Origin of the sequence: Mammaliicoccus sp. L-M44, from assembly GCF_022386355.1 — a bacterium.
GTDB classification, from domain to species: Bacteria; Bacillota; Bacilli; order Staphylococcales; family Staphylococcaceae; genus Mammaliicoccus; species Mammaliicoccus sciuri_A.
Genome location: NZ_JAJNIU010000009.1, coordinates 69,760 through 83,962 on the forward strand (window position 1 = coordinate 69,760; position 14,203 = coordinate 83,962).

Sequence of the window (14,203 nt, forward strand, 5' to 3'; positions counted from 1 at the left end):
AATTTTTTGCTATTATGAATTGCATAGTGTTAGTATAGTTAAAACAAAGGAGGAAGTAATATGAAATATAGAATACTTGGAAGTTTATTTTTATCATCAACACTTGTTTTAGCAGCATGCGGGAATGGCTCAGATAGTTCAGATTCTGATACAAAATCAGAAAAGAAAGATGATACTAAAAGTTCTAGCCAAGTCGTAAAAGACTTACAAAGTAGTGCGAAAGATGTTAAAAGTTATCATACTGATAACAAAATCGAAGTTTCTGCTGAAGGCGAAGATAGTCAAACTGTAGAAGTTGGCATGGATGTTGATGAAAAAGAAACAGCTAAATTAGATATGGACCAAGCTGGTCAGAAAATGTCAATTTATGTACAAGGCGATAAAATGATTGCTAAAGTAGATGATCAATGGGTAGACTTATCTTCTCAAGTAGAAAATATGAATATCGATAGTTCTCTAGACCAATTAAATTATGAAAAATACGCAAAAACTTTAAGTGCTTTTAAAGATGCGAAATCTAAAAAAGTTGACGATGGATATGAACTTACATATGACATCAAAAACAAAGAAGATTTCACTAAGTTAGCTAACGCCTCAGGTAACAAAGATCAACTAGAACAATTTGAATCACAAGTTGATAAAGTAAAAGGTAATGCCGTATTGAAAGTAAATAAAGATAATCATATTGATTCATACAAATTAAATGCTAAATTAACTAAAGATGACGAAACTGCTGATATGAAGACAAACGTCACTTATAATAAGTTAAACAAAATTGATGAAATTAAGATTCCAGATGAAGCAAAAGACGCTAAAAAAATAGAAGACTTGCAAGGCGGATCATCTAGCTCATCAAGCAGTAGTTCATCAAACAGTTCAGATAAAGCATCATAAATAGTAAAGACTCGAGGTTAATGCCTCGAGTCTTTTTTGATTTGGACGGGTGCATTGTGAACACTTCTGGTCGAACTTGTTTATAACGGGTGCGTTGTGAACACTTCTCGCCAAACTTGCTCATAACAGGTGCGTTGTGAACACTTCTCGCCAAACTTGTTCATAACGCGTTTGTTAGTTACAAAACTTAGACGAATTGTTAATAAGGACCGTCTTAGTTACAAAACTCGGCCGAAGTGTTAATATGGACCGACTTAGTTACAAAAATCAGCCAAACTGTTACTATGGACCGCCTTAATTACAAAACTCGCCTGAAGTGTTACTATGGACCGCCTTAATTACAAAACTCGCCTGAAGTGTTACTATGGACGCCCTTAATTACAAAACTCCTGAGATTTGTAACTAAGGAACACAGTATTTGCACTTCTCACCAAAACTGCTAATAACGACACCAGTATTTGCACTTCTTGCCAAAACTGCTTATAACAGCAGTCCATTATGACAATTTCAATACTCCACTCACACAGAAAAGACTCGAAACATTTGTCTCGAGTCTTCTTTATTACTATTTTTCTTCTTGTTTATCTAATTTTTCATCTAATGCTTTGATTGAAAGTGACTTATCTGTATCTTGGTACTTATATACGATATAGTACTTTCCTTCTGTTTTAAGTTCGTTATAGAAATCTGCTATTATACGTGCATTACTTTGTGCCCATTTGATATCTGTTGCGTATTGATGTACGCCAGGTTTCTCTGGGTTCCATCTCATACTATATAAGGTATTTTGTTCTGGGTTTGATAAATAATGATCATGTATAAATTTCGCGCCACCTGATATGGCTTTTTGAGGTGTATCCCAGCCTCTTTTTTTAGCGTAATTTGCGCCTGTTCCGATAGGATCACTGTCTAATGCGCCGACACCATAAAAGTTATAATACTTTTTACCATCAGATTCTTCTTTAGATTTCGTTACTTTCCCTTTGTCGGTTAACATGACACCATTTGCTAATTCACTTTTGTTATTACCTGTTTCTAATATGGCGTGAGATATTAAATACACTTCATTAACATGCTCTTTCTTAGCAGCATTTAAAAATTCTGTTGTATAATCTTCAAGTACTTCTTGTTTTCTTAACATATGATGAATTCGTTTTTCTTCAATTCCTTGATACTCTGATAAGTTCAAGAATTGATATACTTGTTTTTTATCATTTAAGATTTTTTCTACATCCATCACTTCATATATTTCGCTTCGTGTTGCATTTTTCCAATTGCCTGACTCTGTTGCTACTTGCATTTTCGTATCATTTTTATATTGTTTATTTACCGCTTTACTTAAAGTTAATGGAACTTCTACATTATCTTCTTGTTTATCTACTTCATAAAATTTCAAATGATCTGAAATCAAATAATAAAACAGGCCAACAATAACTAACAAGACTATTGATAATATGACTAAATTTTTAATGGTTTCTAGCCTGGCATTCTTCATCGTTTCACCTCTGTGTTTGTAAACCACCATCAATCATAATTTATTACCTAATTTTTACAATTGCATTAAAGTTTACTCTTTATATTCTATAGGATAAGGGCTTATTATTCAAAAATAAGAATGTTACGTTTTAATTACTATTATATTTCAACAAAAAAAGCAAACATGCTTTGAAAGTATGTTTGCTTATTTATAAGTTGAATAATTCATAAATATAAATGACATTGCCGCTGATCTATTCTTATAGTTATAGTGGCTTAAATTGATTGTACCCTCTTCTTCGCCATTTCTATAATTCATAAATCTGTTTACGTTGTTAATCATTACAAAATCTGCGTTATCTCTTATCGTATTCAAGTCATTATTTCTTGCAAAAAAGTGTTCTAAATTTAGATGTTCGTAATCCATATGATGAGCCTCCTAATCTTTGCCCCAATAAAACATATGTCCATATATATAACCAAATATACACGTTTGAAGCGAAAATGTAAATCATTTCAATCTATGTTTTTATAAGATATTTTCGAGAAAAAGTCTTTATTTTTTCAAAATAATCTCATAAATTATGTTCTATTTTAAAGTTTGTCCGTTTTTTTAATATTTAACTGATTTTTAAAGTGTTTCTATATTATTTACAATGCGTTTATCCGGAAATAAACGTGTGCATGCTCACCAAAGAGGACAACATGAAACAACACAAATTTGAACATTATTATAAGCAATATAAAAATATGATTCATTATTTACTGCATCGATATCATATCCAATACGGTTACGAAGATTATTATCAACTGTTATTAATTAAACTATGGACTGAAATTGAGCGATACGATTTTTCAAAGACCGCTTCACTAGATAAATATTTATATACGAAATTAAAGTATTATCTCATTGACTGCATCAGAAAGCAAAGTAAAGATTCAAAACGTGTTTCACCCACTTCTAATCATGAAATGTTAGATCAAAGCTTCATTGAATCTCATCAATTTGAAACATTTAGTATGTTAGAGATTTTATCTCAAGATGAACTCATGTGGTTAACGCTAACATTACAAGGATTCTCAACCCAAGAAATTGCGATATATTTAAATAAAAGTGAATCGTCCATTGAGTATTATCGCAAAAATGCGCGTCGTAAATTGAAATCACATTTTTTATTTTAATTACAATTAAATCTTCAAAAATTACAATATTTTTCCCGAAATTTAAGTAACATGTTATATAGGGAGGTGTATCAAATGACTTTAATCAACCCTAATATGACATTACTGAAATACGCAGATGATTCAGCTTATAGATTCCAAATCGAATATTTAGATAAATCAACCATTTATACTAATCATTCAATCCCCTATCTTATTAATGACGCACTAAAAATTGAAGGTGCTAGTTTAAAATCAAGAGAACATTACGCCAAATACGTCTTAAATATTTCTAAACTGCTTCCCATTCTTATCTATGCCACTGAAGATTTCGTATTATTTCCAACAAGCGCTAAATCTAACTACAATTATATGTTGATTAACAGTAAACACATTGTTCATATCGACGCATACAAACATTACACTAAATTGTTATTAATTAATCAGCATACGAAAGTCATCTATCATGAATATCCTATAATCAGTATGAAACTCGGTGAATCATTAAGACTCATTCAGTTTCAAAAGCATCATCTTAACAGACAAAATCTACCCTCAAATATATAAAAGTCGTTACGCACTAATTGCGTAACGACTTTTTTTGTTATTCTATATTAACTTACTACTTACGCCTGATAACAATGCTTGGTATGCACTATTAAAGAATGTCAGCAATACTTCATCTCTTCTAATAATACTTTCCAAATCTTCTTCATAAATTAAAAAGCTTCCATCTTTACCATTATATTCAGCATATGATGGTTCTACTTGTTTCAAGTTGATTTTATCTTGCTTAAACGGATTAATCTTAATAATATAATAAGGAGACTCTCTATATTTATCTCCAAAGTAATAACAAAGTGATACGGTATACTCATCATTACCTTCTACATAAAAAATAGATGTTACATCAAATTTATCCCAGAACAAACCTGTTTTGACATCTTTAATATTTCTTGAATGTAAAAATTGATAATGATCATATTGAGCTTGCTGCATTAATCTTAGTGCATGATATGCAGTCTTTGGATTAAAGATTCGTTCTTTGTCATCTTCATCTAGCGTTTTTTCATATGGAATATTATACGGTTTCGTATTGATAGTGATATCAATGCCGTTATCATGTAATGTATCAAATACAAAGTGATAATATTCTTGAATTGTAAGTCCAGATTTGACGATCATAGATTCTTCTTTTTCATCTATTTTAACGATTAATAACTGATCGATTAAATCTAAGTTAATTTCAAATGTATGATTGTCCTTTTTTAATACGCCTGTAGATAGCCCAACTTGATTGACAGTTAACATGACGTGCTTATATAACGGTTCAGGTGTATTCACAGCTAAACAACATTTCCCCATAATTTGAACAATATATCTTATTGTTGCACGTGTATCACGCCATTCATCAAAATATAACAAGCTCATCTACAACACCCCCTAGTTAGTAATCTATGAAAATTCTTTAAATCTTCTAGCGATTAATAAACGCCTTGTAAAGAATGCATTTACCCATTTGATACCTTTATAACCTATAAAAAATAACACAATACCAATGACAAGGTATAAGGCTTGTAATGTTAATGCTTCACCAATTGGTTTTGTGAAATATAAAGTAAATGTCCCTAATATCAACAAAGCAGCTGTTATTAAAATGCCCGCCATTAAGACATTTCCAAATAATAAACCACCTAACGTGATTACTTTATACAAACTACTTGGTGGTGTTGCTTTATCTATAATTTCATTTTCTACAAATTCATTCACAAATTTACTTGGTTTACCATATTCATCGATTAAATTTTTATCTGCATGATGGTTTAATTTCTCATCCACTATATGTTTTTCTTTTTTATTGATAAACCAAAGCTTTTTATAAACAATGGATTTATATTGTTCGTTATTCATTACACACCTCTAAAATTCATTAATATTTTAATTATAACATTAATCAAACTATACGTTGATTATTTTTCAAAATTGCTATTTTGAAGGAGTGAAAAGGATGTTTAAGTTTAATATCAACTTTATTTCACATGAAAATAAATGGATCTATCATAATGAAGACGCATCGATCATCTACGTCACAAATGGTAATATTAATATTTTTTATCATACATCGAACTACATGATGACATTGAATAAAGGATTTTTGTGCATTGTACCATTTGATGAATATAGCTTTATTTATGCAGTTAATGGTCAAATATGTATACTTAATATTAATAAATTAATGGTATATACATTGGCTTCAAATATTTATGAATACTTCTTACTCAAAAATTTTTACCCCATTATTCAGTCTTTCAAATTTGATAAAGTATGTGACCACTTAAATACGCTTAATATTCTTGCACCTTTTCATAAAGAACAATTAACAACGACCGTTTCTACGAGTATCATTGCGTTATTAGATGATATTAAACAGCCACCCTATTGTGAAATTCCTACTAACGATACCTATGTAAGTCATTCCCACCATAATTATTATAGAAATCGCCATTTGTTTGAAGCTACTGTTGCACTTATTTTCAATACAAATCAAACTATTTCAGATATAGCGTTAGAATATGGCTTTTATGACCAAGCTCATTTTACAAAAGTCTTTAAAAATCATAGAAACATGACGCCGCTTCATTTTAGAAAAAGATACAATGTATATTCACATTACAAATAGCGATTGATAATCTCTTCAGCCTCTATATTCTTTGCTAAAATATTTAATGAATCAAAATTCAAATCTTCTGTAATATCATGCGTTATAACGATTACGTCCATACCAGCATCTATTGCAGCTTGTGCACCATTTGTTGTGTCCTCAATTGCTAAACACTTTTCAGGTTCAACTTTAAGATCATGTGCTGCTTGAATGTATAATTCTGGATTCGGTTTAACAAACGCAACATCTTCTCGCCCTTTAATAACATCGACATATTTATCTAATTCTAATCTTTGTACATTAGGCATAATATGCGCTTTATAACTACTAGTTGCGATACCCATTTTCTTTTGATTTTGAGTACCATATTCTATTAAATCTTTAACTACTGGTTTAATCGGTAAAGATTTCGTACCTTCATAATGATCTTCAAACATCTCTTCTAAAGCCTGTTTTGAACCTAAAGCATTTAATATTTTATCATTTAATGCTTCTGATACTGATCCGATAGAAGCTTTATATTCATCTAAACTTATCTTTTCATTATTCTTTTGTTCAATATGTTTATTTAAAGTGTTAAATAAATTAATTTCTGTATCTATTATCGTACCGTCAAAATCAAATATGATTGCATCGTACATGTTCATACACTCCATTCTAAAAAAATAAGAGACTAGGACTATTCTTAATCCCGATCTCTTATTATGATTATAAATCTTCTGATTTAAGTGTCAATTCTAAACGATCGATAATGTTCTCTAATTGAATTAAACTGAGTGATTTTTCCTGTGCAATACGTTCTCTATTTGTTGCTAAATATTGCACGATATCATGTAATGGGATAATTGAGCCTTTTTGTGTCCCATTCTCTTCAATGATAAATAAGCCATCTGACTCATTTAAGTTTAATTCATCTTGTTTAGCTTTAGATAAATCATTCTTAAAATATACTGAACCATGAGGAAAATCTTGATGCTTTCTTTCTTCTAAAGCAATGACTGCATCATGTATATTCTCTTGATTTAATCCATTGTAAAATTGATTAATAATTTGAGTGCGATTATCGTGATCGTCGAATAATTTTAGGTTTGTTAACATAGTCATTCACCTCATCCCGTTGCTTATATTTTAACATCTTAAACTGAATATTTAGAGTATTTTATTATTACATTTTCAAGTCATTTATTACATATATTTTTCGGTCTTCACGAAAGCGTCAAAAATTGCGTCGTTTCCATATTGTAATTAATTTCAAAAAATAATAATGTTAAATAGAAGTTATACATTATTTGAAATAGAGGTTGAGTACATGAACAAAAGTTTTAATCCATTGAGACGGTTACATTTTTATGCGGCTTTCTTTATCACACCTTTATTATTGACACTCTCACTTACTGGTATTGGTTATTTATTTTATACAAATGTAGAAAATAATATTTACCACGATGAATTTTTTAAAGATAGCGCTACAAAGGGTCATCAATCACTAGATGATGCTATTCAAGAAATTAGAGATGTATATAAAGGATACGACATTCAAAAAATTAGTATTATGAATGAGCCATACAATAACAGAGTCACAATCGGGAATGAAGAGGGTGATTCACGCTATATTTTCTTGGATGAACATAACCAAAAAGTTGCAAATCAAAACGCTAAATATACATATTCCAACGTATTAAGAGAAGCACATAGTTCTTTATTTGTTGGTGGTAGTTTTGTAAATTATTTAGTTGAGCTAGCAGCATGTTGGACAATTTTTATGATTATATCAGGTATTTATTTAACTTTTAAATCAAAAGCATTGAAACCAACAAAAAAGAAATCATCATTCTTATTTAATAGACGATTACACGCGATTATAGGACTTGTTATTGCAATTCCTATATTTATAATCGTATTAACTGGTTTACCGTGGTCAGCACTTATGGGTAAACAAATTAACCAATTTGCTGAGGATCATCCAAAGCTTGGCTATACAGCATTACAAGCTAACCCACCAGAATCAGAAGATAATGAATTACCCTGGGCAACTCGTACTAAGGAGAAACCTTCATCTAAAAAAGATCCACATGCCGCACATCACGGTTCTATGAGTAATGTGATTGGTGCAGATGGACAACAAAGTTTAGAAAATATTATCGCAAATGCTGAAGAAAATGGCATTAAAAAGCCATTCTCTATCGTTTACCCTTCTGATGAAAAAGGTGTATTCACTGTTTCGAAAAGTAGTAATACAGGTGTTACAGGACTAGACGTTGCACCAAAAGAAGAAACAACAGCATATTTCGATCAATACTCAGGTAAACTATTAGATAAAGTAGATTATGATGATTATGGTATTATCGGTAAATGGTTCAGTTTCGGTATACCTTTACATGAAGGTCATCTATTTGGAACTGCAAATAAAATCATTAACCTATTAGTTTGTTTAGCCTTTATTGGTGGTATTACATTTGGTTTCTTATCATGGATGAAACGAAAGAAATCAAACTCATTTAGCGCACCAATAAGAACTAGTAATCAAATTCCAATTGGACTCATTGTATTCTTAGTTATACTAGGAATCGCAATGCCATTATTCGGATTATCACTTATTCCAGTTGCTATTATTGAATTCTTCTTATGGAGACGACATAATAGATTAAATACAGTGTAAATAAAAAGCATATCACGCATCTAAAATTAAATTCAGATGCGTGATATGCTTATTTCTATACAAATATTTAAATGCATTCATATATTCATTAAACTTAGCTATTAGCCTCATCATAATCATTACAAACTGCTTCAAGTAAGTGTCTTAAATCATGATCATCCATATCATCTGGAACTCTAACTTTTATAAGATGATTTTTATCAGTAATAACATGAAAATAATGATGGTCATTCTCATATCCTTTTCCTAGTATTTGCATGAATAACATCCCCTTAGATATATATCAAACACTCATATACTAATAGTATCATACTTATTTAATTTATTTTAATATTTGAATTTCATAATAAATTGTTTACAAGTTAGGCTCAGGATGTACATAAGATGAATAAGCGCCTGCTTCTTTTAATTGATGTTCAACTAAATCACATATATCATGTGCTTCATCTAATGTTAAATCTTTATCTACAATGATCGTTACATCAAGAAAGACACTATTACCATGATAACGCCCTTTTATAGATGGAACGTCTAATACGCCCTCTATATTTTCAATTTCTTCTATATAATTATTTAAATCTTTTTCATGAAAACCATCACTCAAAGTGAATATTGATTCTTTAAAAATCGTAAAACCAGTATAAACAATAATAAAGCCAAGAATAACAGCAAGAATAATATCAATTATAGGTAGACCAAACTGTGTAAATATAAGGCCAATACCAGTACCGATGCTGACTAACGCATCAGACAAATTATCTTTTGCTGCTGATTTAAGTGATGTACTTTTAGTCTTAATCGCTAACTTCCAATTAAATAAATATACTAAAATCATAATAATACCACTTATAAAACTAACCCATATTGTTAGTGTGCTAGGTTCACTATAATTACCTTGAACTAACTTAGGAATGTTGCTAGAAATAACTTCTATCCCGACAAACATAATGATAAAAGATACAATTAAAGTTGTAATATTTTCAGTCTTCATATGTCCATAAGGATGATTTTTATCTGCAGGTTTTACTGAAATCTTCAACCCTATCAGTACTGCCACAGAAACAAATATATCTGTTAAGTTGTTTAAACTATCCGCTTTTAATGCAGCTGAATTATAAGTTGTCCCTACTACATATTTCAAAATAGAAAGGATAATATAAGTAACCAAACTTATATATGCGCCACGTTGTGCAATTCTCAAATTATTTGCCATTTCCAACACTCCGATTTTTTCACTGAAATATGATTATATAACAAAATTTGAGACAAGTTAATGAATTAGTTATCGTAAAATAATATAAATTATTTCGCATATTTATGTTTTAGGCATGCCTATATTTCAAGTACATATTCTCTTATAATATAGTATTTATATATCTAAAAATTTTTAATATATGCTCTTATGATATTTGTTACTATAAGCTCTCTTAATTACACTTCCTCCTACTTTTGTTACTTCTAAAAATCATTTTATTTACAAAACTAAAAAACCCAACAAAGTTAACTAACTTTGTTGGGTTCGATGATCTTCATTCTTATAAAATACTTAATCCGCTAGCCTTAATATCTTTAGCAAATCCTTGAACTGTATCTACAGATAGTTCATTAATATCTCTTCCGATGTTTGGTACTTTTGCTACTACATCTTTTGGACATGTAATGATATCTACGCCAATTTCGTCTGCTTGAATAACATTAAATAATTCACGGCAACTTGCCCATAATAATTTAACGCCTTCTTTACTATGACAAACTTTTTCTGATTCTTTCATTAATGGTAGTGGATCTACACCTGTATCAGCAATTCTACCTGCGAATACTGAAACATAAGTTTCAACACCTGGTTTAATTGCTTCTACTATGTCTTTAACTTGTTCAATTGTATAAACAGCAGTGACGTTAACTTTAACATCACTTTCTGATAATTTTTTAATTAAAGGAATCATTGATTCACCTTGTGTATTTACAACAGGAATTTTAACAAATACGTTTTCACCGTATTGTTTTAAGATTTCTGCTTCTTTAGCCATTGTTTCTATATCATCTGCAAATACTTCAAATGAAATTGAAGCATCTGGTATTGCTTTAACGACATCTTCAGCAAATGTTTTATAATCCGTTACACCTGCTTTTTTCATTAAACTTGGATTTGTTGTAAAACCATCAACTTCTTTATTCTGATAGGCTTGTTTCATTTCTTCAATGTCTGCACCATCAGCAAAAACTTGTACTTTAAGATTACTCATGAATTTCATTCCTTTCTACATGTTGTGCATTTATCGTACCATAATTTGCAATCGCTTACTAAATTATTTGTTTAAAACGACAATATCCAAGTTATTTTAAATGTATTTTGAGGTGCTTTATGGCATAATAAGAATAAATATAAATCAAATAATATTTTTTAAGTAATATAAATATAAATTGCTTAGGTGGTGTATTTTGATGGCTGATAATATAGAAACAATAAAGCATTTCAAACTATATACGACCGGTTCGTTTTTAGGTGATGAAGCAGTCATCAATAATAGTCCTACGAGCCGAGTTGAACGGTACTATATTTTTTCCTACTATTTAGAAATTAATGATTTCAAAATACTCATAAATACAGGCTTTTCCGAACATGTGAAACCAAGCACTGATTTAAAAACTTTAAAATTATTTCGTAGACAAGACTATAAAGTGTACGAAACGTTGCCAAGTCAATTGTTGAAAGATCATATACATCCAGATGAGATCGATTATTGTATCATTACCAATTTTTCAAGTCATCATCTCGGTTATTTAAACGCGTTTAAAAATGCGACTATCATAACTTCAAGTGAAGCTTATCATGATTTTATTACACAACAAGTTTCCAACAACAATAACCTTCAATTAAGCTTTCATGTTATGCCAGATAACTTTAAAGAGCGCATTGAATTTGTAGAAGATTTTGTACAAACAGAACACCCTATTTTGGGTAAAGGATATAAAGTCTTCAATCAAGATGCCTTAGTTAGCTTTGATTTGCCAGGAGCCATGCCAGGTCAATTTGGCTTAATGATGACATTCTCTAATTTAAAGATTTTTATGTGTAGCGATGCCGCATGGTGCCGTTCAAATATTCAAAAGAATGACCTTCCTACTAAAAGATTGTTGCGCAAAGCATACAACGGCGAACTTTTCATTGAAACCCATTTAAAACTTATTGATTTAAAAGAAAATGCGAATACCTCTCTTTTCATCATTCCTAGTCATTGTAAAAAAATGGACGACTTTGAAGAAGTAATGGAATTATTAGATGCAATAAAATAATTTATATGATAACATAAACGATTATACGGAATTTTTGGAGGGCATCATGGATAAAGCTAAACGCTATTTTTATATATCAATTATACTTATTATTATTAGTTTATTTTTAAGTGCACAAAACCCACTTTTAGAAACGATGTTTGGATCTTTAGTGTCACTCGTACTAATAAGTAGTATATTAAACGGTATTTTATTATTAATCGCTGTCTTTACAACTGATAAGTCAATTAAATATCAAACTGATAAACACACAACGCTTTCAAAATTGAATAAACTATTACCAATCGTTTTATTCATCGTCATTTTATATCATATTGTCGTTATAATAAGATTTTTCGGAATAATTTAAGGGAAACATTATGTTTCCTTTTTTTAATGAGGAGGTTTATTAAATGGTATATTTAGCAATATTTTTAGGTGGTGCTATAGGTGGAGGGTTAAGATATTTAGTTTCCTTAATGATCACTAATGACGCATTCCCGTTCTCCACATTAACCGTTAACGTAATCGGAGCACTTTTAATGGGTATATTCTCTACATATTTCATTAACTATTTCAAATCACATCCAAATATTAAAAAATTAATAACAACAGGCTTCTTAGGTGCTTTAACAACATATTCATCTTTAAGTTTAGAAACAGTCGAGCTACTAGAACGTGGACATATATTCCTTGCAGGCACGTATTTACTCGTTAGTTTACTTCTCGGTTTCATATTTATTGCAATAGGTTATAGGAAAGGAACTGACCAAGCATGACGTTATTATATATTATGATAAGTTCAGGTATAGGTGCTCTTTGCAGAAATTTTGTGAATGAATTCTTCACTAAACTGTATACAAATCACTTCCCAGTAGCTACTTTAACTGTTAACGTAATCGGAAGCCTTATAATTGGATTTGCTGCACAATATTTAAATGATGATAGTTTTTCATATGCAATTATTGCAATAGGCTTTTGCGGAGGATTTACAACATTCTCTACTCACTTTTTAGAAATTTATGAACGATACTTGTTAAAATCATATAAAATGATGACTATTTATATCGTATCTACAGTCATACTATCAATCGGAGCATGTTATTTAGGTTATCACTTATAAAGCCTCTTACGTAAAAGGTTCATTTATATGTATGACAAAATAAAAAGGACTGATAAGAATAAATTTTTCTTATCAGTCCTTTTGTGTTTATTATTGACCAGTAAAGACTTCTGGGTCTGGTCCGATTCTTTCGTCTTTATTTAAAGCATTTAATCTTGAAAGTTGATCTTCTGATAACTCAAAATCAAATACGTTTAAGTTTTCTTCGATTCTTGATGGTGTTACTGATTTAGGAATAACAACAATATTTTCATCAATATTCCATCTTATAATAACTTGAGCTGGTGTTTTACCTAACTCATTTGCAACTTCTTTTACAACTTCGTCTTCTAATATTTGTCCATTCATTAAAGGAGACCATGATTGTGCAACAATTTTTTGTGCTTCTAAATAAGTTCTTAATTCTTTTTGAGTTAAGTATGGATGACATTCTATTTGATTAATAACTGGTTTAATAGAAGCTTCTTGTAATAATGATTCTAAATGATGTACGTGGAAGTTACTTACACCAATATTTTTAATTTTGCCTTCATTGTATAAGTCTTCCATAGCTTTCCATGTTTCTGTGATAAGGTCTTTATCTTGGCCAGGCCAATGAATTAAATATAGATCTACATAATCTAAACCTAATCTTTCTAAAGATGCTTCATATGCTGATTGAACATTCTCTCTACCATAATCTGTCATCCAAAGTTTAGTTGTAATAAATAGATCTTCTCTATTTAATCCTGTTTCTTCTAATCCTTCTTTGATACCTTGTCCAACTTTTTCTTCGTTGTGATAAGTTTGAGCTGTATCTATATGTCTATAACCACTTATAATAGCATGTTTAACTGCTTCTCTACATTCATCATTATTTTCTACTCTGAATGTTCCTAACCCTAAAGCTGGTATAGAATTGCCATTGTAAAACTCAATTATTTTCTGTGTCATTTTACTGCCTCCTAATTTT

At 30.1% G+C, this 14,203-nt stretch carries 19 protein-coding genes; 9 read left to right on the forward strand and 10 right to left on the reverse strand.

Annotated features, from left to right (window positions below; translation table 11 throughout):
* Positions 1–60: 60 nt before the first annotated feature.
* Positions 61–894: a DUF6612 family protein gene (locus tag LQ611_RS06825; protein WP_107565969.1), complete on the forward strand. Its 834-nt coding sequence runs from the start codon at positions 61–63 to the stop codon at positions 892–894.
* Between the two features lie 565 nt (positions 895–1,459).
* Here the strand turns inward: LQ611_RS06825 and sagB are convergent.
* Both sagB and LQ611_RS06835 read right to left on the reverse strand, forming a co-directional pair.
* Entirely contained in the window at positions 1,460–2,389 is a 930-nt protein-coding gene (sagB, locus tag LQ611_RS06830) for a peptidoglycan release complex glucosaminidase SagB (protein ID WP_107566135.1), read from the reverse strand.
* 186 nt (positions 2,390–2,575) lie between these two features.
* Complete coding sequence (locus LQ611_RS06835) at positions 2,576–2,797, reverse strand: hypothetical protein (protein ID WP_025905232.1); 222 nt, start codon at positions 2,795–2,797, stop codon at positions 2,576–2,578.
* A 278-nt stretch (positions 2,798–3,075) separates the two neighbouring features.
* Between LQ611_RS06835 and LQ611_RS06840 the strand changes: the two genes are divergently transcribed.
* Positions 3,076–3,552 carry a sigma-70 family RNA polymerase sigma factor gene (locus tag LQ611_RS06840; protein ID WP_119493995.1) on the forward strand — a complete coding sequence of 159 codons (477 nt, stop codon included), beginning with the start codon at positions 3,076–3,078 and terminating at the stop codon, positions 3,550–3,552.
* A 75-nt stretch (positions 3,553–3,627) separates the two neighbouring features.
* Positions 3,628–4,098 carry a competence protein ComK gene (locus LQ611_RS06845; RefSeq protein ID WP_232151596.1) on the forward strand — a complete coding sequence of 157 codons (471 nt, stop codon included), beginning with the start codon at positions 3,628–3,630 and terminating at the stop codon, positions 4,096–4,098.
* Positions 4,099–4,140: 42 nt separating this feature from the next.
* On the opposite strand, the gene LQ611_RS06850 is transcribed toward LQ611_RS06845, so the two are convergent.
* Together LQ611_RS06850 and LQ611_RS06855 are read right to left on the reverse strand one after the other, a co-directional pair.
* Positions 4,141–4,962, reverse strand: coding sequence for a DUF5996 family protein (locus tag LQ611_RS06850; protein WP_107566138.1), 822 nt, complete (start codon positions 4,960–4,962; stop codon positions 4,141–4,143).
* Between the two features lie 24 nt (positions 4,963–4,986).
* A complete protein-coding gene (locus LQ611_RS06855) occupies positions 4,987–5,442 on the reverse strand; it encodes a hypothetical protein (RefSeq protein ID WP_107566139.1) in 456 nt (151 codons plus the stop codon).
* Between the two features lie 97 nt (positions 5,443–5,539).
* On the opposite strand from LQ611_RS06855, the gene LQ611_RS06860 reads away from it, so the two are divergent.
* Positions 5,540–6,211: a helix-turn-helix domain-containing protein gene (locus LQ611_RS06860; protein ID WP_107565777.1), complete on the forward strand. Its 672-nt coding sequence runs from the start codon at positions 5,540–5,542 to the stop codon at positions 6,209–6,211.
* On the opposite strand, the gene LQ611_RS06865 is transcribed toward LQ611_RS06860, so the two are convergent.
* Positions 6,202–6,834 (reverse strand): HAD family hydrolase, encoded by a 633-nt coding sequence (locus tag LQ611_RS06865; protein ID WP_107572762.1) that lies wholly within the window; start codon positions 6,832–6,834, stop codon positions 6,202–6,204. The genes LQ611_RS06860 and LQ611_RS06865 overlap by 10 nt on opposite strands.
* 67 nt (positions 6,835–6,901) lie before the next feature.
* Entirely contained in the window at positions 6,902–7,291 is a 390-nt protein-coding gene (locus tag LQ611_RS06870; protein ID WP_182461935.1) for a hypothetical protein, read from the reverse strand.
* Positions 7,292–7,502: 211 nt separating this feature from the next.
* Between LQ611_RS06870 and LQ611_RS06875 the strand changes: the two genes are divergently transcribed.
* Positions 7,503–8,852 carry a PepSY-associated TM helix domain-containing protein gene (locus tag LQ611_RS06875; protein ID WP_239709495.1) on the forward strand — a complete coding sequence of 450 codons (1,350 nt, stop codon included), beginning with the start codon at positions 7,503–7,505 and terminating at the stop codon, positions 8,850–8,852.
* Between the two features lie 94 nt (positions 8,853–8,946).
* Here LQ611_RS06875 and LQ611_RS06880 read toward each other — a convergent pair whose 3' ends face one another.
* From LQ611_RS06880 to LQ611_RS06890, 3 genes are all read right to left on the reverse strand, one after another.
* On the reverse strand, positions 8,947–9,111 hold the full coding sequence (locus LQ611_RS06880; protein WP_162841912.1) for a hypothetical protein: 165 nt from the start codon (positions 9,109–9,111) through the stop codon (positions 8,947–8,949).
* A 96-nt stretch (positions 9,112–9,207) separates the two neighbouring features.
* Complete coding sequence (locus LQ611_RS06885; protein WP_374229777.1) at positions 9,208–10,071, reverse strand: cation diffusion facilitator family transporter; 864 nt, start codon at positions 10,069–10,071, stop codon at positions 9,208–9,210.
* A gap of 316 nt (positions 10,072–10,387) precedes the next feature.
* Complete coding sequence (locus LQ611_RS06890; protein WP_103361843.1) at positions 10,388–11,098, reverse strand: transaldolase; 711 nt, start codon at positions 11,096–11,098, stop codon at positions 10,388–10,390.
* A gap of 199 nt (positions 11,099–11,297) precedes the next feature.
* On the opposite strand from LQ611_RS06890, the gene LQ611_RS06895 reads away from it, so the two are divergent.
* The 4 genes from LQ611_RS06895 to LQ611_RS06910 are packed head-to-tail and all read left to right on the forward strand — an operon-like array spanning position 11,298 to position 13,251.
* Positions 11,298–12,149, forward strand: coding sequence for an MBL fold metallo-hydrolase (locus tag LQ611_RS06895; RefSeq protein WP_107565780.1), 852 nt, complete (start codon positions 11,298–11,300; stop codon positions 12,147–12,149).
* A 46-nt stretch (positions 12,150–12,195) separates the two neighbouring features.
* Positions 12,196–12,498 (forward strand): hypothetical protein, encoded by a 303-nt coding sequence (locus tag LQ611_RS06900; RefSeq protein ID WP_025905535.1) that lies wholly within the window; start codon positions 12,196–12,198, stop codon positions 12,496–12,498.
* Between the two features lie 43 nt (positions 12,499–12,541).
* On the forward strand, positions 12,542–12,907 hold the full coding sequence (gene crcB / locus LQ611_RS06905; protein WP_103361845.1) for a fluoride efflux transporter CrcB: 366 nt from the start codon (positions 12,542–12,544) through the stop codon (positions 12,905–12,907).
* Entirely contained in the window at positions 12,904–13,251 is a 348-nt protein-coding gene (locus LQ611_RS06910; protein ID WP_107565782.1) for a fluoride efflux transporter FluC, read from the forward strand. Before crcB ends, LQ611_RS06910 begins: the two co-directional genes overlap by 4 nt.
* A gap of 90 nt (positions 13,252–13,341) precedes the next feature.
* On the opposite strand, the gene LQ611_RS06915 is transcribed toward LQ611_RS06910, so the two are convergent.
* A complete protein-coding gene (locus LQ611_RS06915) occupies positions 13,342–14,184 on the reverse strand; it encodes an aldo/keto reductase (protein ID WP_025905538.1) in 843 nt (280 codons plus the stop codon).
* Positions 14,185–14,203: the final 19 nt, after the last annotated feature.